This is a genomic window from Vibrio glycogenivorans, from assembly GCF_051660965.1.
Classification (GTDB): domain Bacteria; phylum Pseudomonadota; class Gammaproteobacteria; order Enterobacterales; family Vibrionaceae; genus Vibrio.
In genome coordinates, this window is the sequence record NZ_JBPVIS010000002.1 from 1 (window position 1) to 23,026 (window position 23,026).

Genomic DNA, 23,026 nt, shown 5'->3' on the forward strand with positions numbered 1-23,026 from the left:
GTCTTGATTGACTTAGCAGCTTCACGAGCAAAAGCTTCAAGTGCTTTTTTATCCATGTTGTCCATCCTTAGCCAGTACGGCTTAAGTGTAGACAGTTACACAGAATTCAGGACAGTCTCACTAATTTGGCTGCTGACGCAGCTAAAAGAGAGCTATTGCCTATTGACGGGAGTTAGGCTCATATGTGTTAGGCACCTTTCTCAAATTCAAGTACTAATTTTGATAATAGTTCTTGCTCTACAACAGGTAAGTTACCTGTTGAATCACACAACAACCCATTAATGAGATAGTACTCGGTTTCGTCGTTAATACAGCCTCTTGTTATGATTTTCTTGAAAGCTGAAGAGTAACGCTTACGAAGTGTAGAAAGGGTGACAACACCATTTGATGCCAACTCCTTATCAAGACTGATAATTTCTTCAGAGTTAAGGCTGGAGGAATCCTCAATAATGTCATTTACGGCTTGTTTCAATCCTTGAAGCACTTTGGATTTTCCAAACATTTCTAGCCCTTGAGCCAAACAATTTGATGGATGCACGGGAGCATCACGTTTTAACCCCGTTACATTCGAGGAGTAAAATTCAATGAATGCTGCTAACTCATCAAACTCAAGCTCTTTCTCCGTAGCGATTTTTCTTGCCACATCGCCTCCTTGGTGCCTAACGCCTTGCTAACGGGCGATAACGCTAGACCACCCGATAAAAATTTGTGCCCTAAACACTGAAGCCGATTTGAATGAGAGTGGCCAAGCGTTAGGAGTCCCTGTTAAGCGATTTGTTATATTTTATTTGATAGATTCGATAAATCTCGAACCTACATTTTTATAAATATTGTTCAAGTCAGACTTAACACTCAATTGTCCACTATTAGCCATCAGACCAACTACAAGAGCAATAGAGGTGTCGATTAACTCACTTGCAGACTCAAAAGTTACATTGTGGCCTGGTGATTGTTCACAGTTAAAAAGTGTTGCTTTATCATTATGAGCAAGCTTTATATCTCTATATGTTTTTACGCGCAAATCTCGCCAAATATCAGCTGTTTTATTGCGTAGCTTATCAAGCCTGTCATCTAGAAATTGTTCGTGCTGCAACACTAGATTTCGCTGGGATAGGTATTCCAGAATTTCACCATTAAGCTTGTAACCATCAGAGTCGAATAAACGCGCTAAAGATATTAAGATTTCGTCATGCATTGAACGTTTAATAACTGTTGTAAACTCAAGAGACTTGGCTGACAAAGTATCTATTGCTTCACGAGAATCAAAGATTTCGCTATACACTTGTATACTTCTTCTAATGCGAATTGCTTCTGAAAGATAACGATTAAATTCATCCATTTTACAAGAGCCTCCTGAAAATATAACGCTTTGTTAAATGGCGAAAAATCGGGCTTGTCAAAACCGACTGAACTCCCCACAAAATCCGCCTAACTCTTCGCGTCCATTTGAACAACTTGTTATATATCATCGCAAGTAATGCCCGAGCAATACTCAGAACTATCTAGCAGCTCAATTACGTTACAATGCTCAGCTATAGAACGTTCAACTCTCAACATTATTTCACGTTCTTTATCGGCTTCACTTTGATTTAGCACCTCATGATACTCTCCTAACTCATGGCGAAGTTTAATATGGCGAGCCCCTTTATAAACCTCATCAATTATGAGTATTTGGGCATCCACAAAATCCCCGCTGTAGCGTATGTCATATACATCTCCGGGCTCTTCAAGACCTGTTAACGTAGCTCTCCGTCCTGTTTTCCTTTGGAACATCTGAACGCTCTCTACTTCTTTCAAGCCTTTCATGCTCGCTAGTATACAGTCTACTTCTGGGAGTGAATCCAGAGAAGCTTCCCTGTACAAATAATGGCTCGTACATCCACTAAGCAGAACTAAAGCAATAAATGAGAGTAAGATCTTCTTCATCGTATCCCTTGAAATATAACGCTTTGTTAAGTTGCAGCTAACTGCCACGACCCTCAAGCAAACCCAGCGTAATCACTAAATTTAAACCGAACCCAAAATGCCACAGGTTAGCTGTCAGCTTTAACAATTTGTTAGGCATCTATTACTGTGGAACTCACTTTATGTTGATAACCTTTAATCCATAACTAGACTCTTGTTTAACAGCTTGCTTAAAACGTATATGGCGTTTATCTTCGCAATCACAAATATTCATGATTGTTTTCTTATCGCTCTCAGACATTCTTAAGCCAAAAGTAATACTCTTAATAGAACTTGGATTGTATTTGATTGGTCCATTTGATTTGCTCACCAACCGAATTTCTTTCTCATAAGCCCAATCAATATATTTGTTACCTATAGTTGCGATGGCCATTCGAGCCTCTTCATGCTTTGAAATTTGGCTACCTAAATCTTTATATTTACGTTCCCACTCGGGTCTAGGCAGGTCTTTATTGTCACAAAACATAATCATGTAGAAATCAATTAAAAGTTCTGGATCATTTAAGTCTTCAAAATCATTTAAGTATTTAACGTTTATTACATCACAAGAAGCTGAAATGTTATTTTCAAGGTCATTGAATTCAATACAAAACCCTCTATGTTCTTCACCATAGTGACTCCACATCAGGATATTATTTTCTACTTCACTAAGGCAAACTATCCCTATATTTTTCGTATTATCCCTAATCCTATCTAAAGTAGCCTCTCTTACCTTAAGGTCATCTTCAGAAGGTTTAGCAACAAGGCTATTTAGATGTAGAAACTCCTTTCGAGATAGCTCCTTTTTTTCAAAAATTTCTCGCAGCTTAATCCTTGCATTCTTGTTATATTTTACTAGATCTGGAGCTGGGTTTCCGAACTCAAAAGGGTCATTAAACTGCTCATGAGTTGCAAAAAAAAGCTGATTATTAATTAGCCCCTCTAAAGAGTACTTGGACGTACTTCGATACTTATATAATTTCATCTTACTCTTTAACTGTTATCGATGTGATGTTGATGCCTAACGCTTATTATGAGGCATCTTACCTCATAAAACTTTGACACCAACCCCCAAATTTAGATTTTATCTATTTAAAACAATACTATACCTTCGAACACCTTACTACTCCACCGGTAAAATGTGGCAACTAGCAGCTTCTTTACCTCCACAATGTAGCTATGCTCTCCACTACCCCAGACCGGGGCTATCTACAAACATAATCAAACTCGATTTGCTTTAATCAGCACATTTTTTTGAATAATCCTTGCTTGGTTCATGCGAAGTATCAGATACTTCAACCAGATATAACGCTTTTGAAATCACACATTTCAAGCACCGGATTACGATATGCCTACAGACAACCAACCAACTTTCTTCTTCTTCGATTATGAGACCTGGGGCACCAGCCCAGCCAAAGATCGCCCTAGCCAATTTGCCGGTGTACGCACCGATGCCGACTTCAACATTATTGGTGAGCCTTTGGTGATTTACTGTCAGCTGCCATCGGACTACCTGCCTTCTCCTGAAGCGGCACTGATCACTGGGATCACACCACAAAAAGCTAATGCTGAAGGCCTTCCTGAGCCTGAGTTTATTCGTCGTATTCACCAAGAGCTGTCGAAACCGAATACCACAAGCCTTGGCTACAATAGCATTCGCTTTGATGACGAAGTGACGCGCTACACCTGTTATCGTAATTTCTATGACCCTTATGCTTGGAGTTGGCAAAATGGCAACTCACGTTGGGACTTGCTTGATGTGATGCGCGCGTGTCATGCGTTACGGCCTGAAGGTATTGAATGGCCGGAGAATGACGAGGGCTTTACTAGCTTTAAGCTTGAGCACCTCTCTGTTGCTAACGGTATTGAGCATGCTAACGCCCACGACGCGATGGCGGATGTGGTGGCGACAATAGAGTTAGCCAAGAAAGTCAAAGCGGCTCAACCCAAGCTGTTCGATTATTTCTTGCAGTACCGACATAAGCGCAAGCTTAACGAGCTGATCGATATCGTTGAGATGAAGCCACTAGTTCATGTCTCTGGCATGTTCGGTCGAGAATGCCAGTACACTAGTTGGATTGTTCCAGTTGCGTGGCACCCGACTAACAAAAATGGCGTGATTGTGGTTGATCTGGCCAAAGATGTATCACCGCTACTTGAGCTGGATGCCGATACCCTACGCGAGCGCCTCTATACTAAACGCAGTGACCTTGGCGAAGATGAGCTTCCCGTTCCAGTTAAATTGGTGCACTTAAATAAGTGCCCTATTCTGGCTCCGGCTAAGACATTGACCGCAGACAATGCCGCGACCATTGGTATTGATCGTCAGCAGTGTTTGGATAACCTGGCTTTGCTGCGTCAACATCCTGAAATTCGTGAAAAACTGCTCGACCTCTACCAGCAAGAAAGAGAGTTTGATACGTCCAATCAAGATGTCGATAGCATGCTGTACGATGGCTTCTTCTCCCCAGCGGATCGCGCTGCGATGGAAATTATCCTGTCTAGCGCGCCTGAGGCACTGGGCAGCCTAGATATTACCTTTGATGACCCGCGAATTGAGCCACTGCTGTTTCGCTATCGCGCCCGCCACTACCCATGGACACTGAGTGATGTCGAGCAGCAAAAATGGCTGGCCCATTGCCGTGATTATTTTGAGTCGCAGCTGCAGGATTATTCGCTCAATCTCGAGAACCTGGTTCACGAGCATGAGTCTGATGAAAGCAAAATACGCGTACTCAAAGCGGTTTATCAATACGTAACCAAGTTGGTCAATTAAGGCGTTTGCGAGTGAAACTGAATAAACTCTTGATAGTACTGCGTGAATACTTGATTTCGTTTACCATTATTGCCGCTTGCCTTGCAATCGGTGTTGGCTTGCAGCGACTGCTGGCGATTGCCATCCCCGGCAGTATTGTCGGCATGTTGGTCTTGTTCGCACTGCTTAGCTTGAAAGTCATCCCGGTGAAATGGGTCCAACCGGGGGCAAGCCTATTTATCCGCCACATGATTTTTCTGTTTGTGCCTATTAGTGTCGGCTTGATTGCTCATCTTGAGCTGTTACGTGAAAACGTATTAGCGATTGTGCTCAGTGTTGTCACTGGATCACTTCTGGTTCTGGTGGCAATGAGCTGGAGTATCAACAAGTTGCTTAAGGAGAAAGCCTAACTATGTGGTTTCTCATCACTCTCGCGGTGTTTATCGTCGTGCGCCGCGTCTGTGTCAAAGTAAGCTCGCCGATATTTAATCCCCTGTTGGTGTGCGTGTTGGTTTTGGTGCCCTTGTTATTAGCGCTTGAGGTTGATTACGCTGAGTATTATGCCGACAATGCTTGGGTAACTTGGCTACTGCAGCCTGCTGTGGTCGCACTGGCTCTGCCGCTTTACGAGCAACTGCCTGAGATCCGTCGGCGCTGGCAGATCATTTTTCTTAGCTGCACGGTGGGTAGTGTCATGAGTATGCTCACCACCCTGATCTTTGCCCTATGGCTTGATGTTGATGCTGAGTTGCTGGCCAGTATGATGGGCAAATCGGTCACTACACCAATCGCAATGGAGATCGCGAGCTTCCTAGGCGGCGTGCCTGCTATTGCTGCGATTATGGTGCTCGTTGCTGGACTGGTCGGCGCAATTTTGGCCTACCCGATTTATCGCATGCTGAACATTACCAGCCCTATAGCGCGTGGATTGACCATGGGCTGCGTCTCCCATGCTTTGGGCACCGCTACCAGTGCTGGTAAAGATCCGCAGGATGCAGCTTTTAGCTCGCTATCTTTGGTCCTATGCGGCGTGATCACCTCGATTACCGCACCAACAATCATGAGCCTGGCCATTTGGTTTACAAACTGGTAACCCACCCCAACACCTAACCGTGATCACCATCACTTATTTTGTGCAATTTAATATTATTGCAATGCATATAAATGATATTGATCACGGAAACAATCGTCTACTCATCTAAAATTACCTCATAAACTCCATCGAGGAACTCATATGTCATCGCGCTTTGACCAAGCCTTGTCACAAATCCCAAGCGATTATAAAGACGCCTTCTCTGTCCTATTGTGCACAGACCAATTCAATGGCGTCATTGAGCCACAACAATTTCAAACTCTGCAGCGTCAAACCGGCCTAGAGCCCAGTGAGCTGAAACTTGCCCTACTGCCTTTTGCAGCCGCCTATTCGTATGCGCCACTCTCCAATTTCTTTGTTGGTGCGATTGTTGAAGGACTCTCGGGTCGACTCTATTTTGGCGCCAATATGGAGATTGCGGGCGCACAGCTTGCGCAAACCGTTCATGCAGAGCAATCTGCCATCAGCCATGCTTGGATGAAAGGCGAGCATGGTATTAGTGATATCACGATCAACTACAGCCCATGCGGTCATTGCCGCCAATTTCTCAATGAATTGACCACGGCAGAGTCACTCACTGTACAGCTGCCCCAACGTGACCCAATGTCACTGCAGGCCTACTTGCCCGAATCATTTGGTCCAAAAGATCTTGGTGTAACAGAAGGACTGATGACGCCAGTATCACACGGCTATGAGTTGAAGGATGCAGACAAGCTGATTACGTGTGCTATCGAAGCTCTAAATATCAGCCATTCCCCTTACACCAACAACTTAAGTGGCGTTGCCCTGCAAACCAAAGACGGCGCTATCTTTAAAGGTGCATACGCCGAGAATGCCGCCTTCAACCCAAGCCTACCACCCCTTCAGGTTGCAATGACACAATTGCTACTCAGCGGCTACCAGCTAGACGATATCCAACACGCCGCACTGGTGGAACTGTCCAGTGGCAAAATCAGCCACCTACCAGAAACCCAATCCACCCTAGAAACCATCAACCCAGAAATCACGGTTGAATACGCAGCCCTGTAGATTTAGCACAGTGGTTTACGCGCGCAATAAAACCCTCGCTCCTCGGAACGAAGTGAAACCCGAACCCCGCACCTAAAAAAAGAGAGCCAACCGGCTCTCTTTTTTGCGTTTACTGTATTTTAAGTCGCTCAAATACCGTCTGCGGATCGAGATAATCGACATAGGCAAGGTGATCAAGCTTATTATCAAACACAAAGCGGGTGACCAAGACACGAACGGTCTCAATCAGCTCCTTAGCCTGCCAAGGCTTCTCGAAATAGTGCTGAACACCGGCTTGGTTGATTGCCTCAATCGTATCACCATGCGTTGCTTGACCAGTCAAGAGGACTTTCTTGGTGTTCGGATAACGACCATCTTCATGGATATCTTTGAGCAGCTCAACCCCGGTTTTATCCGGCATCATATGGTCTGAGATCACCAAAGCAATATGCTGACCCTCAGCGTCCAGTTCCTCAATAAGGTCGAGGGCTTCGTCCGCAGACTCACAGCCTTCGATTTGTAACCAAGAAGAGAGTGGCTCGAGATCAGAAACCACGGCGGTCAATACTTCTCGTTGATCATCAACACAAATTACATATAGAGATTCCATCCTACCTCCCTGATAGAACGATTGAGCGGAACTACTGAATAAAGCCGACAATATTCAGGATCCAAACCATCACGAAACTAAGCGCGACACCAATCAAACCCAAGATCACACCCACGCGTGCCATCTGCTTGGTATTGACAAAACCCGTGGCGTGAGCCAGTGCATTCGGTGGCGTACTGATCGGCAGTGACATACCCAGCGATGCGGCAAAAGTCACCACAAGGATAAGAGTCATAATACCGCCAAGCGGCAGTAGCCCTTCCATCGACATACCGAGCGCCGCCATAATTGGCATCAGCAAGTTTGCCGTTGCGGTGTGCGACATAAAGTTCGCCATCAGCAAACACAGCGCCGCGGCACCCAGCAAGACCGCATAAGGCGACAAGCTGCCAAATGGAATGGTGTTTACCACCAGTTCCGCCAAGCCAGTGCGATCAAGCGCTAGACCAAGCGCGATGCCACCTGATACCAACCACAACACATCCCAAGAAATGCCCTTAAGGTCTTCTTTATTGATAATGCCGGTCATTGAGAACACCGCTACTGGAATTAACGCGACGGTGTACGAGTTCATCCCGTGAGCAGAGCCCATCAGCCACAACAAGATAGTCAGACCAAAAGTGAAATACACGATCATCGCTTTTGGCGTCTTAAGAAACTTACCTTTAATATCCAGTTTGACCGTCTCTTGATCTGATGGGTACAACTTACACATCACCACCCAAGCGATTGCCATCATCACGATAACAAATGGAATGCCGAATGCCATCCACTCACCGAAGGTAATTGTGTACTCATCGACTAAATATTTGAGCGCTATCGCATTTGGCGGGGTGCCGATAGGTGTACCGATACCACCAATGTTGGCAGCAACAGGAATACACAGCGCAAGCGCAATACGACCTCGGTCTTCGGCCTTAAACACCGCAATCACTGGTGCAAGGATCGAAAGCATCATCGCCGTGGTCGCCGTGTTGGACATAAACATCGAGAACACGCCGGTGATCAGCATAAGACCGAGCATTACGTACTTAGGTTGATTGCCAAATGGCTTGAGCATGACCCTGGCCAAGTTGACATCAAGTCGGTACTTGGTGGCCGCCATCGCAAGGAAAAAACCACCCAAAAACAGCATGATAATCGGACTAGCAAAGGTCGCCATCAAGTCTTGATGGGCAATTAGCTCACCAAAACCTGGCTCGCCTAAGCCACTGCGTGCCCAGAGTATCCCTTTGTCAGAAAGGAGCAGTAGCTCAAGCACAATGATCACCACCGAGGTGGCGTAAATCGGGATAGGCTCAAATACCCAACACAGGGCAGCAAGTAAAAAGATAGCAATCACGCGCTGTTGAATAATCGTCATGCCTTCAAATGGAAACGCACTGGTTGGCAACAACAAAATAACAAGAGGGATCACGAGAGGAATAATAAATTTTGGTGACAGTTTCATAACGACTGTAATTCCATTTAAAGGTTCCTTAACAAAAGTGGTCTACCCATTTGGGGGTAAACGGCGGTAATTGGTATTTTGTCCTAAATAGCACATCAATTACTAGTGGTTAGATCAATGAATCTTCAGTGTTTCTTTCTCATCGGTGGATTAACCGCCATTTAGAACAGCACTGAACGCAAACGATTGCTTTTGCGCGTGGATACAGTATGATCCGCTGCGAAATTTCCAACTTCGCCCAAGCACTAAGAGGATTGTCTATGTTTGGTACTGCTACTGCGAAAAATGCAACAAAAGTGTTACTACTCGGCTCAGGTGAGCTAGGTAAAGAGGTCGCAATCGAATGTCAGCGACTTGGCTTTGAGGTGATCGCCTGCGATCGCTATGAAGACGCGCCGGCAATGCAAGTTGCCCATCGAAGCTATGCAATTGATATGCTCGATGGTGATGCGTTGGAGGCATTAATCAATCAAGAGCAACCGGATTACGTAGTACCAGAAATTGAAGCGATCGCGACCGACAAACTGGTAGAGCTTGAGCAAAAGGGCCTCAACGTTGTCCCAAGTGCCAAGGCGACCCAGCTGACTATGAACCGCGAGGGCATTCGTCGCCTAGCAGCGGAAGAGCTTGAGCTAGTCACCTCTCCGTATCAGTTTGCTGACGATTACGACAGTTTCGTTGCTGCTGTCGAAGCGGTTGGCGTACCTTGTGTGTGTAAGCCAGTCATGAGCTCATCGGGCAAAGGCCAAAGCGTTATCAAGACTCAGGCAGATATTGAATCGGCATGGGAATACGCCCAAGAGGGCGGTCGTACTGGCGCTGGTCGCGTTATCGTTGAGGGCTTTATCGACTTTGACTACGAGATCACGCTCCTGACCGTGCGCGCCGTTGATGGTGTGCATTTCTGCGCACCTATCGGCCACCGTCAAGAAGATGGCGACTACCGCGAGTCATGGCAGCCTCAAGCGATGTCAGAGACCGCGCGCAAAGCGGCCGAATACACTGCAGAGCAGATCGTCAATGCACTTGGTGGCTATGGCATCTTTGGTGTTGAGCTGTTCGTTAAAGGTGACAAGGTTATCTTCAACGAGGTTTCCCCTCGCCCACACGATACCGGCCTAGTGACGCTGATCTCACAAGACCTGTCTGAGTTTGCACTGCACGTGCGCGCCTTTACTGAGCAGCCAATTGCCGCGATCACCCAGTACGGCCCTGCGGCATCTGCGGTCATCCTTGGTCAAGGTCAATCAGAAAATATTCAGTTTGACGGCCTAGCTGACGCTGTGCGCGAGCCACAAACTCAAGTGCGCCTATTCGGCAAGCCAGACATCAACGGCCGCCGCCGCCTAGGTGTCGTCGTCGCCAGACGCGACAACGTACAAACCGCCATCGACGACGCGGTAGCCGCAACCAAGCGCATCAAGATCGTATACTAATTAGTATCTTGTCCTAGCACTAAAAAAAGGAGCCCTCAAACCTGAGGGCTCCTTTTTATATAAATAATAGATTCAATTACAGCGCACTCAGCAATCCTCGAACCCCGCAGGGCTACGCCCGTCCCCGCACCTCGCCCCCTTTCTGTAAGGCGAATACACTCTCAGCAAAATAGCTCAAACCACGCTCAGCACGCTTTGGATGAGACTCATCAGCCACATCTGTCGCCAATCGAGTGACGTTGTAACCAGTAAACAGCTGGGTAATCTCCTGCTCAAGGACGCTAAACGGTGGGCCTTGCATTTCATCTTGCTGGTACTCTAACGTGACCAGCAAAATCTGACCGCCCGGCTCAAGCAGTGAGTCTAGCCTTTGCGCGTAGTCGGCTCTCATCTCGTGAGGCAGTGCAATCAAAGCGGCGCGATCATAAATCAGCGAGACCTTTTCCAGCGGCGCGGTAAACACATCGCCTGTATAAATTGAGAGTTCGTCGAACTGATACAGCTCATGTTGACCCGATACCTTGGTGACCAATGGCGTATAAAAGTGCTCCGAGAAAAACGCTCTAACCGCAATTTGGCTTAATTCCACCCCTTGAACGTCATCATGACGCTCGGCAAGCCAAACCAAATCTTCGCTTTTACCACATAAGGGAACCAACACCTTTTGTGAGCGTAAAGGCTTGAGAGCGTCCCAGTGTTTGATCAGAAGTGGATTGACATCAGCCAGGTGGAATCCAACGGAATTTGAGGCCCATTTATTGTGCCAAAACTCGGCATCTTTCATTATATTTCCCTGTAGGTGACTTTGTGTCGCCATCATACGAGGGAACGCTTGGGATGGGAATAGAAGGGTGCACAGACAGAAAACAAAAAAGCGACCTTACGATCGCTTTTTTGTTCAAGAGGGTTTATCCATCAACCTTTAAACTCTCTACTCGAGACTTGAGCTTCTGTCCCGGACGGAACGTCACCACACGTCGAGCTGAGATTGGGATGTCTTCGCCGGTTTTTGGATTGCGACCCGGGCGTTCATTCTTATCCCTGAGATCAAAGTTACCAAACCCCGACAGTTTCACTTGCTCGCCATTCTCTAGAGCTTTACGAATTTCTTCAAAAAAAACTTCAACCGTTTCCTTGGCGTCCCGTTTACTGTAATCCAGTTTTTCGAACAAATTCTCTGCCAAATCGGCTTTAGTGAGCGCCATAAAACTTCCCTCAAAGCTAATTTCATCTTCGCTGCGCTTGCAGCACCAAACTTTTGTTTAGTCTTTCAAAGACCTACAGACCAAACTTACGAAAGTGTAAGCCAACCTTATGATTTTCGCCAACTTTTTACTGCGCTACAGGCAATTAACATCAAAACATGACAGCAGATAATGCTGCTGAATTAAATTTTAATGACATCATTAGTAGCCAAAAGACATAAAATCAGCACAAAGACTTAACTATATTATTCATGGCAGAATTTATGGCTTTTATTGGCAAAAGTGTCATTTGATGAAAATCATCGCTTACGCCGTAAACAATACACTATTTTTCAACAACTTGTATTTGACTGGGTTCATAATTTACAACAGCTTGACTTAGGAGACAGTGATAAAGCTTCACTTTTATACCCAAGTAACCTCAAGATGCAGATTCAGCGAGATTTGCTTGGTTTGCAGCCAAGGCGGTCATTCGAAGATTTAGTGGTTCTAAATCAAGGATGACCAACGCCGGCTGCGAGCCAAGCAAACTCGCCCGAAGGGACTCAATATACAGGCTCATCTCCGCGTCAAATGACTTTAAAAGGGAGCGCCATTTCTGCAGTCATTTTCCTTGATATGAGCCTGTATATTGAGTCTGAAGTCTGCATCTTGAGGTCACTTGGGTATACCCTAATCGATTAATTCCATTAAAAAACTTTAAAACAGGCGTGGGTTTACTATCTTGTGTTAGTGAGTAATAAATTAAGCAAAATTTTATGAATTTCTGACACTTAGCTCAGCGTATTCATCACCTGGTGAGGCTGTCGAGAGACCAAGGAGAGATCTTGTGAAGTTGAACGTTGCAATTGCCATGGGCATCGCCCTATCCTCCGCTCAGCTCGGTTATGCTCAAACGCTTGAGCAGGCGGTGGCGCACACGCTAAAAACCAACCCCAGTATTAAAGCCCAATACAATGAATACGTCAGCAAGCGCTATCTGCGCCGAGCATCTGGAGGGCAATACCTGCCGAGTATAGACTTGGACGCCGGTATTGGCTTTCAGGATACAGAGCGTCCTGAGTCCGATTTTGGCGACCTGACTGGGCGTGAGGTGACGCTTTCTCTAACTCAACTGCTCTGGGATGGTAATGCCACTCTCAATGATATGGATCGTACCGCGGCTGATGCCGAGTCGGTACGCTTACAACTGGTAGCTGATGCACAAGATATCGCCTTAGAGGTGACCAAGATTTACCTCGATGCGCGCCAAGCGTTCGACCTGTTAGAGCTCTCAGAAGGAAATCTACGCACCCACAAAAAAATCTACACAGACATTAAAAAACGGGTCGATTCTGGGATTGGCTCAACCGCAGATCTCTCCCAAGTTGAAGCACGCATCGCCAAAGCACACGGTAATCTTCTTGCCGCACAAAACAATATGTACGACGTCCACACCCAATTTACCCGAATCGTGGGTATGGCACCTCAGGGGCTGATTTATCCACGCGCGGACGAGAACTTTATCCCGCCATCGCTGCAAGATGCGATTGATATGGCCTTTGAAGATCACCCAGTGATCAAGGTCAGTCAAGCCGACGTCGACTCCGCTAAATTTCAGTACAAACAGTCTAAGGGTGTTAACCTGCCCACCTTTACCATCGAGGCGTCACAGACATGGCGCGAAGACATGGATGGTCTACGGGGCAGTGATGACGAAACCTCTCTGATGCTGCGTATGCGCTATAACCTATACAACGGTGGGAGCGACAGCGCCAGACAAGACAACTTTGCCTATCAACTTAATCGTTCAAAAGATCTGCGTGACAGCGCCTATCGCCAAGTCGAAGAGGGATTACGCCTGGCTTGGAGTGGTTTAGACCTGACTCGCCAGCAAAAACTGTTCTTAGCCGACCACGTTGATTCGGCATCCAACACTGTGGTGGCGTATGAAAAGCAATACAAGATTGGTAAACGCACCCTACTCGACGTACTCAACACCGAAAATGAGTTGTTCGAAGCTCGCAAGTCGTTCTTAGATGCCAAATATGGTGAGCAGTACGCCAAGTACCGGATTCTCAACGCCACTGGCGTGTTACTCCAGTCTTTAAGAGTGGAATCACCACAAGAATGGTCACAGCAAGTGGAGTATTAGTATGAAAATCTGTTCTTTGATATCGCTTGGCCTGATGGCAAGCCTTTCTGCCCCGTTACTCGCCGATGCTGTCTATGTTGAGAAAGACGCCAACGACGAGTATGACTATCGCCCCACTCCCGTTGCGACGCAAATTCATGACTTGATGGATGATGACCGTGACGGCGTCATTAATGCACGCGATATGTGCCCCGGTACACCGCTTGGGGCAGAAATCGATAATGATGGCTGTGGCGGGATGATTAGCGCGAGCTCACAGATGCAGTTGTATATTCTATTTGCTAACGACTCAGCGGAGATCAGCCCGGCATTTATGAATCAAATTCGTGAAATGGCGCTGTTCCTGAAGGATTTCCCGCAAACTTCTATTGAGCTGCAGGGATTTACCAGTAAAGTCGGTAGCGTTGAATACAATCTCGACCTATCCAAGCGTCGTGCCGCTGCCGCGCAAGCCGCCCTCAATCGCTACGGTATTGGCTCTGATCGGGTGGAAATAGTTGGCTTTGGCGAGTCACAGTTAGTTCGTGATGGTGACGATGAGATTAGCCATGCGCTTAACCGCCGGGTGGTGGCCACGGTAGTCGGGCTTGAAAATGTGGTTGAGATGGAGTGGACGGTTTATACGACACTACCTAACAAACGTTAAGCCCTGCTTCTCCTTAAAGATATCGCAATAGACAGAACTTTTCTTTGCACGCGCGGTAGTTTGCGTACCTGTGTGCTAAGAAAAGTGCTATAGTGAGCGGGAAAACGAAGAGTCCTCTTCACACCACTATTGAGATATTCACAATGACAAAACTGACTGAAAATATTGAAGCTAACCTAGAGCTTTTCATTAGCGAATCAAAACAAAACATGAAAGTTTGGGGGCTTCGCAATGAAGATGGTTGGCTTGCGGTTGACTCAACCGAGTTTGAGAACTCAGAAGTGATGCCTTTTTGGTCTAGCGAAGAAGACGCTAAGCACCACAACGTCGAAGAGTGGGCCGACTTCGAAGTGCTAGAGATCCCACTGGATATCTTCGTTGAAGACTGGCTGGTTACTCTAGATGAAGACGGTGTTCTTATCGGTCCAAACTGGAACGCTCAGCTAGAAGGCAAAGAAGTTGAGCCAGCTGATATCGCCAAGAAATACCTGTAAAGGCATCAGCAACACTGCCAATCAAAACTAACAAGTTAACCAAAAGCTCTGCATATTGTGCAGAGCTTTTTACTATCTGTTTTTTACTATCTAAGTGGTGCGCAAGGGAGTGAGCATGACGATTAATTTCAACCAGGTTTATTACACCAGTCCAACGACCGAACTAACCATCGAGCACTGGTCTATAAAACCTCAAGAGTCTTGGGGTATCCTTTGCGCTGACCAGACCACCAGCGCGCTGATTGGTGACCTACTCTGCCAAGAAATGTGTGTAACTCATGGTCAGCTTGAGCTTAATAACAACACCATCGAGCCGGTCTCTCTAAAGCAACAGCAACAACTGCTCGAGCTTGAAATCGCCAACGACGATACCGATTTTCTTGACCGCCTTGATCACGGTAGCTCAGTGAAGGACTTGGTGATGGCGTGTTGCATTGATGTCACTCAGTGCGAGCGTTTACTGGAAGAACTTGATTTAACGCATCTGGTCGACCATGGCTTTCGTATGCTCTCAACGGGAGAGACGCGCCGAGTCATGCTGGCACGTGCGATTGCCAGAGAGCCAAACTACCTTTACCTCGATGATCCCTTCGCAGGGTTAGATGCTCCGCACCGGAACGATTTGCAGCATTACCTCACGGGCCTGTCTGACTCTATTGCTATCATCATTAGCGTCAATCGCCTAGAAGATATGCCAGCGTGGATCGACCAAATTGCTGTCTTTGCTGATCATCAACTGGTTCAAACCCTTGCGGTACAAAACTGGCAACAACATCCGGTTGTCAGGCAGCTCACATCGCTTGGCGAGCAGCAAAGCCAACAGATCACCGCCCTACTGGATAAATATCAGTACCAGCCACAACAACAAGCCCAACCGGTTTTTGCCATCATCGATGGCAAGGTGGAGTACACGGATCAGATAATTTTCAATCAGCTCAACTGGACCATTGAAGCGGGGCAGCACTGGCAAGTCGCCGGGCCAAACGGCTGCGGGAAAAGCACCCTGCTTGGACTTATCTTTGGTGACCATCCGCAATGCTACAGTAATCAAATAGAGCTGTTTGGTTATCAACGAGGCAGCGGTGAGTCTATCTGGCAGATCAAGCAGCATATTGGGCTGGTTTCCTCGGCTCTCCATCTGCAATACCGCGCCAGTTGCACTGCACTTGAAGCGGTGATCAGCGGTTTTTATGACTCGATTGGTCTTTACACCCAACCGACCAAACAGCAGCGACAAGCGGCACAGGAGTGGCTGGCGATCCTTCATCTCTCTGATTGTCAAAATCAGCCGTTTCGTCAACTTGAATACGCTCAGCAACGCCTGATTTTATTAGCTCGCGCACTGATAAAACAGCCTAAGCTGCTGATTCTCGATGAGCCTTATCAAGGGTTAGACTATCTAGGCCGCCTGCTGTTTAACCAGACTATTCGCTATATCGTTGAGCATCAGTTGAGCCAAGTGCTGTATGTCTCCCACTACGAGCAGGACAATATTCCTGGCATCAACCATCGATTGACCTTTGTCTACAACCATGAACAAGGCTGCTATCAAGCTCAGCTTGAGTACGCCAAGCCTTGCCAATAGATATTTCAATAACGGTTTAAGATTGAACATTATGACTGAACGTTTAATAAAATTTATCGCTGCCGATATGGATGGCACGCTGCTAGACCAGTATGGCCGACTTGACCCACAGGTTTTTGAGCTCATCGGCCAACTAGAACAACAAGGCATTCGTTTCTGTGCGGCTTCAGGTCGGCAGTATTTCAGCTTAAAAGACACGTTTGCGCCAGTTGCCGACAAGGTGGTGTTCGTCGCAGAAAACGGCACCTTGGTGATGCATCAAGATAGAGAGCTGTATAGCTGCACTATGCCCAAAGAGGACATCGTGGCGATCATCAACTGCGTTCGGACCATCCCGGGCGCGACCATTGTGTTGTGCGGCAAACGCTCTGCGTATATCGAGACGCAAGACCCACAGGCGTTAGATGAGCTGCAAAAGTACTATCACCAATGCCAGTATGTTGCAGATGTTCTTGAGGTTGAGGATGACTTTATCAAGGTAGCGGTATGTCATTTCGGCGGGACGGAAGAACTGGTTTATCCAAGCGTATCGCACCACTTTGGCCATTCCCATCAAGTGGTGGTCAGTGCTGCTATTTGGCTTGATGTGATGAACGCTAGTGCTTCTAAAGGCGCGGCAATTGAGCACCTACAGCAGCACTTTAACTTTAAAGCGCAACACACAATGAGCTTTGGGGATTATCTGAATGATTTAGAAATGCTCGCCGTCAGCGAGCACTCTTACGCGATGGCTAATGCTCATGAGAGAGTCAAACAAGTTGCTCGATTTGAGGCCCCAAGCAACCGTGACGCTGGTGTGCAACGCGTTATCGAGCAGCTACTAACAGAGATCAAATAACGCATCACCGCTCTATTGAACCAGTTTGACCTCTAACTCAGCCATCACGCTAGCACGATTGTCCAGGTACTCATCAAGCCCTTCACGGCGTAGATGACACGCTGGGCAATCGCCACACCCATCACCAATGATGCCGTTGTAGCAGGTCAAGGTCTGCTCTCGAACCAGATCTAGCGCCGCATACTTATCTGCTAGCGCCCAGGTTTGGGCCTTGTTCAGCCACATCAGCGGCGTGACAATCTCCAACTGGCGATCCATCCCTTTCACCAGTGCTTGGTTCATCGATTTTACAAACTCATCGCGACAATCTGGATAACCTGAGAAATCCGTCTCACACACACCAGTGATCACCGAATCTGCACCGATCTGGTAGGCATAAATACCCGCTAGGGTGAGAAACAAGATATTACGTCCAGGAACAAAGGAATTGGGTAGCCCATTGTCTTGCAGTTCGTGCGACACAGGAATGTCATCACGGGTCAGCGAGCTGATCGCCAATTCATTCAGCAAACCAACATCCATCACTTTGTGCGCCGCAACGCCAAGTGATTGTGCGAGTTTCTCAGCTACCTCAATTTCAAGCTTGTGACGCTGGCCATAATCGAAGGTAATGGCATGAACCTCATCATATTGCTTCAGAGCTTGAATTAAGCAAGTGGTAGAGTCTTGCCCGCCACTAAATACAACAACGGCTTTTTTCATTCTTTTTCTCCTAGGCAATTTGCAGGTATTTGTGGGTTTGAATCGACAGGCGCCAGTTGCGCTTGATGCAGGTATCTATGCACAGTTCGGTGGCGCGTGGCTTTTGGCTGATTGGCTGCAGTGAAATAATCGTCTGTGGCGAAACCTGTACACTTTCTAGTAACTCATCGAGTTGTTCGATGTCTTTTTGCGTGCCCACTGGATGCTTGATTTCGTCCGCTCTGGCCAGTGCTTGTGGCAGAACAGGCAATTGCCCTTTCATTGCCACTTTTGGTGACACGGTCACAAACGTGTCCTCAGAGGTGCGTATCTCACTGGTACCACTGGTCTCAATCTGACAACGACAACCGAGTGATTCAAAGGCATGAGTCAACTCAGTCAGGTCATAGATGCAAGGCTCTCCGCCAGTGATCACAATATGCTTAGCACTGAAACCTTGCTGGTGATAAATCGTGACCAATTGTTCAGCGGTTGTCTTGCACCATAGCTGTGAGTCTTGCTGCTTAGCGATCACCTCTCCCACACTGCTCTCATGCTGTGGGTTTGCATCCCAGGTTTGCTTGGTATCACACCAGGCACAGCCGACAGGACACTCTTGCAGACGAATAAACACCGACGGCACGCCAGTAAAACTGCCCTCGCCCTGAATAGTCTCGAAAATTTCATTGAGCTTGTACAATGCTCACTCCAGTTACATTTGTCAGATTTTGCCAGCACCTTAATCGAGCTGCTGCAGAATATCAACCAGATAGCGGCCGCCCTTGTGTTCTTGTGGTGAAAAAGTAGCGGAAAACTATCGATAAGTAAGCCATTAACGCAGCCAATGGTAGATACAGCGACTCTACTACTAACCACTCAAGGCGATTGAAGCTCGACGCGCCGAGCACTAAGGTAAGATAGACACTGGGCATAACACACAAGCTCCCCCACCCAAACGGTAAACTGACCAACGATAATCGCCCATTTGGCAGCAACAGCATCCCCAAACTCACCATGATGATCACGACTAGCAGTTGCATTGCTTCGATTGCGTACCAGTGGTAGCACACGACGCACGCAAGCACCGACAGAAACAGCCAAGCATAGCGCCCAACCAACTTGGCATCTTGCCTCCAAGTAAGCTTGGCAACCACAAAGCCTATCCCCGCCCCAATAAAGCCATCAATCATAAATGCATGATAGCCAAGCCATAAACTTGCCAACGCCAACAGTATTATCACAGCATTGATAAGGTGCCACCTACGCGCTATGCGGTACAATTGCGTCAGGCAATACCAACTCGCCACCCAGAGGCTTATAGGTAGCGCGGGTAAACCATAGCCCATTCCTTGCCCTGTCAGCAGACCAACATACTGGCTGGGGGACGGAGAAGATACGGCAAACATAACACTAAAGCTAACGAGAGCTGTGACAAGCTGAACAAACAGCAAGCGAACAGCACTGGCAAAGTGATGACTCGCCAATACCAATATGATCGGCAAACAGAGTAGTATTGGGCTAAACAACACCTGATTGACCGCATCAATCCATCGCTTAAGCTTTTCCTCATAAACACTTGTGCCAGTGGTAGCCGATAATTGTTTCATCTCACCTTGTTGCCACCAAGGCGCCTGGCTGATTGCATTATCTATGTATTCAACTGGATAGGACTGTGTTTTTGCTATCCACTTCTTGACCTCAGGCCACAAGGCTGGATAACGATACTGCTCAGGCTGGACTAACTCGGGCTCAATCAGCATGACATCGGACACCTCAATCGCAAAATGCGGCGCATGCCAAGCTGGGACTGGTTTTGCTTTTAAGCGATGACGAAGGGAAAATGCGATTAACTTAGAAGTGGGAACGCACTCATAAATATGGGTGGAGCTTGTCGCGCCGATTTGACGCACTGCAGTAACCACAACCCCTGCTTCTTCCCATGTTTCGCGCTCCGCAGCCAGACGTGAACCCTCACCTGGGTTTACCGCGCCTCCTGGTAGCGAGAGTTTATTACTCAGCGTTTCTTTCACTAACAAAAGCTTGTTGTCTGCGTGGATAACACACAGGGCGCCATGGCTATTCGGCTCTGCGATTTCCTCTGCCAGTACAGGCAATGACGCAGCGGTCAGGAAGATCAAAAAACACAGTGCAGCGCGCAAATGTTACTCCCTAACCACCTTCATCAAGCAGTGAATATGACTTTGGTAACCCTGAGTCAAATAGAATTGAACCGCCGTGGGGTTAGATTCCCAGACCTCAACAAACAGGTACCTAGCACCATAGTCATCAAGTGTCTGCTCTATCTTATCCATCAATTTAGACGCTATTCCTGACTTTCGATAGTCTGACTCTACGTATAACTCATCGACACTGCCCATCATTACAGGCTTACTGACTGGGGATTGATATTGACCAAAGTGCCCTGAGATAAAACCAACAACGTCGCCATTATCGACAGCAACAAACACCAAGCACTCAGGATGGTCGAGGTAATGCGCAATGGTCTTATCGATTTCATTCGCGGGTTTAAACAGCTCAGGAGACTGGAGATGATGCTCATGATGCAGCTGATACATCATGCGATTGAGTTTATCGAGGTCAGTGCACTTCGCAGCTCTTATTGTAATTGGGGACATTATAGTTGCTCTTGTTAGCGATGGTACCGTCACGCATCGATGATACTCCGTTTAGCAAGAGGCGACCAGACTATCGCCCCTCTTCCTCCCTCCATACAGCCACAACGAACCTTTCACCACCATGCCACATCGCTCATTCACTTTGCTTTGAATATTTTATACAGCCATAGATAAAACCAACCAACATATGTATTTTTCGAAACAGCGTCAATAGACATATCTTACCAATACCAGTTATTGGTCAATTTATTTTTACAACTGTTGAACCTATCACTATTTTTGTATCGATTCTTGTGTAGGCTTTTGCAATGACAATCAGCTCGATGCAATCAACTTAATTTCTATTCGACCTAGGTTTACTTGGATTAAATCTGGGCCGGGGTGATTGTGTTATGAAACAGCCCATCACGCTATGAGGATTGTATTGTGAAATACAACAAAATGTTTTTAAAACCGATGGTTATAGCCCTTACTTCTGTGTTGTTTGCAACCAACTGCGGGGGCGAATCCAATCGCTCGACTCCCGACGTTGAAGACCCATCAGACGCCTATCTCGTTACGGTGGGCAGAGATAACGTTACCGAACACAATGGCAGTATTATTATTAGCCCCAGTGCTTGGAGTAGCATTGTTACCAACGCGGCCAATATAGGTACGATTCAGTTGCCCGAGGGGGATATCCGGGTTGGAAACCTAACAATCAACGTTGATGGAATAAAAGTTCGTGGCGCTGGAAAAAACAAAACAACAATAATCAGAACGGTTGGGGAAGATAATAGCGGTGGACCGCACGGGTGTATGGATAATTGTCAGTGGCAGGTGTTTCGCATTGAAGCCGATGATGTGCATTTTTATGATCTAACGATTAAAGGCGATAAGCCGGTCGAGGTCGAGAGTGATTATGAGGAAGATTCAAACTACATCACTGAATTCCCGCAAATGACCCAGGGTGTGAAGCGTGCGTTTTTTCTTACTAAGGGCAAGTCGCAGAACTTCACCATGGAAAATGTATTTGTGAATGACGTCTACAACGGCGTTGAGTACCAATACAGCACCCTACCTCATGGCCTGACACTCATTGATGTCGATTTTTCGGTTTGGACCAAGATGGTGACGGTGACCCTCACCTCCGGGGATGAGTTTAATCAGCTTTATCTGAATAAGCCGTTTTTGATTGATGGTGTACGCCATGTCAACCGAGATGGTGAGATAAAGAACAGTAATCGACCGCTTGCGGTTTCTGGGATCACCTTTGATATGGGCAACCATGGTAATACGGGCGATCTTGATAGACGCGATGATGAAAGTATCGATCTTAGCGGCTCAGTGATCAGAAACTGCGACTTCAGCATGCCAAACGCCAAGTGGAACCTCGGAATGACTCGTGTCCACAACTTTGAGATCCATGACAACATCTTTGGCGGTGGTGGCTGGGGCAACGACTTTTTCTATCATGCCATCCACATTGAGGATGGTGGTTCAGAAACGACACCGATAAAAATCTACAACAATACTATTCACCAAGATGGTCTCAATGACGAAGGCAAGCCGATAAATAATGTTGGCCACCTATGGCTGGGTGTCACCTACTCCGACTTTGCGCCAATCGTGCGGCTTTATGATAATAAGATAACGGGTGATCTGACCGAACCGGATACTGGCAGCGACGGCTTCAGTGATGCCTATATTATTAAGCGGGGGGCGGGCTTTGACCTGAAAACTTGTGATCCTGTGGAAGTTCCATATACAGAAGGGAACAATGTACCAAGTGATCAACTGTTCCGCGCTCCGGGGCCCGAGTCCAAACAAGGCGGTAATATCGGCGCCTGTAACTGATAAGACAATGATCTGTTTTCCACTCTAGATAGTCATGCCGAGCCGTTTGCAGAGACAGCTCGGCACGCAGGGAAACAGCGACAATGCTAGTAATAGCCGCTATTTGAGAGCTGACGATGGACTCGGTTGATACTCCTCAATCGAGTAACATCGCAGCCATCGATTTGGAACTGTTTGCCAACGCTGCGCCATCTTGGCAACCGTCGCCACGGGCACATCATGTATCGATTCAAACTCCCCTTTCGCTTCCACAATCTCAACCCGAAGTTTGAAGTGCTTAGCGAGATCTAAGTACGACTGCAGTTCCCATAACCTGACAAACGTATTCGAGACAACCACGGTTTTTCCTACCTGCAACGCAAGACGCGTCTGCTGCAGGCACCATTCATGTGCCTGAGGCAAGCGCTGGGGATCAAAACAGTAATCACCGGCCTTATCGACAAAATACATATCGGCCTCAAAGTGCTGATAATCTGGTTGCAGTTCAACCAGCTTGCGTGCGTAGGTCGATTTCCCTGAGCCAGGCAAGCCCCTGACCAAGATTAACTTTTGTATGCTTGAAGATTTGGCGTGACATGGACTCATTAACAACCTTTGGATGATTTTTTATTTCTGGGCGCTAATAATATTTGATTTAGCTATCGACATAAATCACAGTTTACGTTAACTTTGGAT

General features: G+C 47.0%; 23 protein-coding genes and 1 pseudogene. 11 read left to right on the plus strand and 13 right to left on the minus strand.

From position 1 onward, the window contains the following. Positions 1-187: 187 nt before the first annotated feature. The 4 genes from ACSTTG_RS04635 to ACSTTG_RS04650 all read right to left on the minus strand — a co-directional run bounded on the left by ACSTTG_RS04635 (position 188) and on the right by ACSTTG_RS04650 (position 2,929). Complete coding sequence (locus ACSTTG_RS04635) at positions 188-643, minus strand: hypothetical protein (protein ID WP_438473916.1); 456 nt, start codon at positions 641-643, stop codon at positions 188-190. A 141-nt stretch (positions 644-784) separates the two neighbouring features. After that, positions 785-1,339, minus strand: coding sequence for an AbiU2 domain-containing protein (locus ACSTTG_RS04640; RefSeq protein ID WP_438473917.1), 555 nt, complete (start codon positions 1,337-1,339; stop codon positions 785-787). Between the two features lie 119 nt (positions 1,340-1,458). Continuing rightward, the gene (locus tag ACSTTG_RS04645) at positions 1,459-1,926 is read right to left on the minus strand and encodes a putative periplasmic lipoprotein (protein WP_438473918.1); all 468 of its coding nucleotides are present in this window, start codon (positions 1,924-1,926) and stop codon (positions 1,459-1,461) included. 154 nt (positions 1,927-2,080) lie between these two features. Further along, positions 2,081-2,929 carry a DUF2971 domain-containing protein gene (locus ACSTTG_RS04650; protein ID WP_438473919.1) on the minus strand — a complete coding sequence of 283 codons (849 nt, stop codon included), beginning with the start codon at positions 2,927-2,929 and terminating at the stop codon, positions 2,081-2,083. A gap of 363 nt (positions 2,930-3,292) precedes the next feature. On the opposite strand from ACSTTG_RS04650, the gene sbcB reads away from it, so the two are divergent. From sbcB to cdd, 4 genes are all read left to right on the plus strand, one after another. Continuing rightward, positions 3,293-4,720, plus strand: coding sequence for an exodeoxyribonuclease I (sbcB, locus tag ACSTTG_RS04655; protein ID WP_438473920.1), 1,428 nt, complete (start codon positions 3,293-3,295; stop codon positions 4,718-4,720). A 17-nt stretch (positions 4,721-4,737) separates the two neighbouring features. Next, positions 4,738-5,109, plus strand: coding sequence for a CidA/LrgA family protein (locus ACSTTG_RS04660; RefSeq protein ID WP_438474470.1), 372 nt, complete (start codon positions 4,738-4,740; stop codon positions 5,107-5,109). A 2-nt stretch (positions 5,110-5,111) separates the two neighbouring features. After that, on the plus strand, positions 5,112-5,792 hold the full coding sequence (locus ACSTTG_RS04665) for an LrgB family protein (RefSeq protein ID WP_438473921.1): 681 nt from the start codon (positions 5,112-5,114) through the stop codon (positions 5,790-5,792). A 141-nt stretch (positions 5,793-5,933) separates the two neighbouring features. Beyond that, complete coding sequence (gene cdd, locus ACSTTG_RS04670; protein WP_438473922.1) at positions 5,934-6,821, plus strand: cytidine deaminase; 888 nt, start codon at positions 5,934-5,936, stop codon at positions 6,819-6,821. Between the two features lie 109 nt (positions 6,822-6,930). On the opposite strand, the gene ACSTTG_RS04675 is transcribed toward cdd, so the two are convergent. Continuing rightward, positions 6,931-7,410 carry a response regulator gene (locus ACSTTG_RS04675; RefSeq protein WP_438458365.1) on the minus strand — a complete coding sequence of 160 codons (480 nt, stop codon included), beginning with the start codon at positions 7,408-7,410 and terminating at the stop codon, positions 6,931-6,933. 31 nt (positions 7,411-7,441) lie between these two features. Beyond that, positions 7,442-8,860 carry an SLC13 family permease gene (locus ACSTTG_RS04680; RefSeq protein ID WP_438473923.1) on the minus strand — a complete coding sequence of 473 codons (1,419 nt, stop codon included), beginning with the start codon at positions 8,858-8,860 and terminating at the stop codon, positions 7,442-7,444. A gap of 260 nt (positions 8,861-9,120) precedes the next feature. Here ACSTTG_RS04680 and purT point away from each other — a divergent pair, with 260 nt between their 5' ends. Beyond that, positions 9,121-10,296 (plus strand): formate-dependent phosphoribosylglycinamide formyltransferase, encoded by a 1,176-nt coding sequence (gene purT / locus ACSTTG_RS04685; protein WP_438473924.1) that lies wholly within the window; start codon positions 9,121-9,123, stop codon positions 10,294-10,296. Positions 10,297-10,408: 112 nt separating this feature from the next. On the opposite strand, the gene ACSTTG_RS04690 is transcribed toward purT, so the two are convergent. Then, a complete protein-coding gene (locus tag ACSTTG_RS04690; RefSeq protein WP_438473925.1) occupies positions 10,409-11,080 on the minus strand; it encodes a thiopurine S-methyltransferase in 672 nt (223 codons plus the stop codon). Between the two features lie 124 nt (positions 11,081-11,204). Continuing rightward, the gene (ihfA, locus tag ACSTTG_RS04695; protein ID WP_438458361.1) at positions 11,205-11,501 is read right to left on the minus strand and encodes an integration host factor subunit alpha; all 297 of its coding nucleotides are present in this window, start codon (positions 11,499-11,501) and stop codon (positions 11,205-11,207) included. Positions 11,502-12,354: 853 nt separating this feature from the next. Between ihfA and ACSTTG_RS04700 the strand changes: the two genes are divergently transcribed. The 5 genes from ACSTTG_RS04700 to ACSTTG_RS04720 all read left to right on the plus strand — a co-directional run bounded on the left by ACSTTG_RS04700 (position 12,355) and on the right by ACSTTG_RS04720 (position 17,198). Further along, a complete protein-coding gene (locus ACSTTG_RS04700) occupies positions 12,355-13,635 on the plus strand; it encodes a TolC family outer membrane protein (RefSeq protein WP_438474471.1) in 1,281 nt (426 codons plus the stop codon). 1 nt (position 13,636) lies between these two features. Next, the gene (locus ACSTTG_RS04705; RefSeq protein ID WP_438473926.1) at positions 13,637-14,281 is read left to right on the plus strand and encodes an OmpA family protein; all 645 of its coding nucleotides are present in this window, start codon (positions 13,637-13,639) and stop codon (positions 14,279-14,281) included. A 143-nt stretch (positions 14,282-14,424) separates the two neighbouring features. Next, positions 14,425-14,775, plus strand: coding sequence for a DUF2750 domain-containing protein (locus tag ACSTTG_RS04710; protein ID WP_438458359.1), 351 nt, complete (start codon positions 14,425-14,427; stop codon positions 14,773-14,775). Between the two features lie 115 nt (positions 14,776-14,890). Then, positions 14,891-16,360 (plus strand): ATP-binding cassette domain-containing protein, encoded by a 1,470-nt coding sequence (locus ACSTTG_RS04715; protein ID WP_438473927.1) that lies wholly within the window; start codon positions 14,891-14,893, stop codon positions 16,358-16,360. A 31-nt stretch (positions 16,361-16,391) separates the two neighbouring features. Further along, on the plus strand, positions 16,392-17,198 hold the full coding sequence (locus ACSTTG_RS04720) for an HAD family hydrolase (RefSeq protein ID WP_438458357.1): 807 nt from the start codon (positions 16,392-16,394) through the stop codon (positions 17,196-17,198). A gap of 12 nt (positions 17,199-17,210) precedes the next feature. Here the strand turns inward: ACSTTG_RS04720 and queC are convergent, their stop codons facing one another. From queC to ACSTTG_RS04740, 4 genes are all read right to left on the minus strand, one after another. Continuing rightward, positions 17,211-17,900 carry a 7-cyano-7-deazaguanine synthase QueC gene (queC, locus tag ACSTTG_RS04725; RefSeq protein ID WP_438473928.1) on the minus strand — a complete coding sequence of 230 codons (690 nt, stop codon included), beginning with the start codon at positions 17,898-17,900 and terminating at the stop codon, positions 17,211-17,213. Between the two features lie 10 nt (positions 17,901-17,910). Then, positions 17,911-18,579: a 7-carboxy-7-deazaguanine synthase QueE gene (gene queE, locus ACSTTG_RS04730; protein WP_438458355.1), complete on the minus strand. Its 669-nt coding sequence runs from the start codon at positions 18,577-18,579 to the stop codon at positions 17,911-17,913. A 61-nt stretch (positions 18,580-18,640) separates the two neighbouring features. Further along, the gene (locus ACSTTG_RS04735) at positions 18,641-20,038 is read right to left on the minus strand and encodes an NUDIX hydrolase (RefSeq protein WP_438473929.1); all 1,398 of its coding nucleotides are present in this window, start codon (positions 20,036-20,038) and stop codon (positions 18,641-18,643) included. 3 nt (positions 20,039-20,041) lie between these two features. Further along, positions 20,042-20,515 (minus strand): GNAT family N-acetyltransferase, encoded by a 474-nt coding sequence (locus ACSTTG_RS04740; RefSeq protein WP_438473930.1) that lies wholly within the window; start codon positions 20,513-20,515, stop codon positions 20,042-20,044. Between the two features lie 426 nt (positions 20,516-20,941). On the opposite strand from ACSTTG_RS04740, the gene ACSTTG_RS04745 reads away from it, so the two are divergent. Continuing rightward, positions 20,942-22,351: a hypothetical protein gene (locus ACSTTG_RS04745; RefSeq protein WP_438473931.1), complete on the plus strand. Its 1,410-nt coding sequence runs from the start codon at positions 20,942-20,944 to the stop codon at positions 22,349-22,351. Between the two features lie 174 nt (positions 22,352-22,525). On the opposite strand, the pseudogene ACSTTG_RS04750 reads toward ACSTTG_RS04745, so the two are convergent. Next, a pseudogene (locus ACSTTG_RS04750) lies at positions 22,526-22,936 on the minus strand (ATP-binding protein); the annotation flags it as partial. Positions 22,937-23,026: the final 90 nt, after the last annotated feature.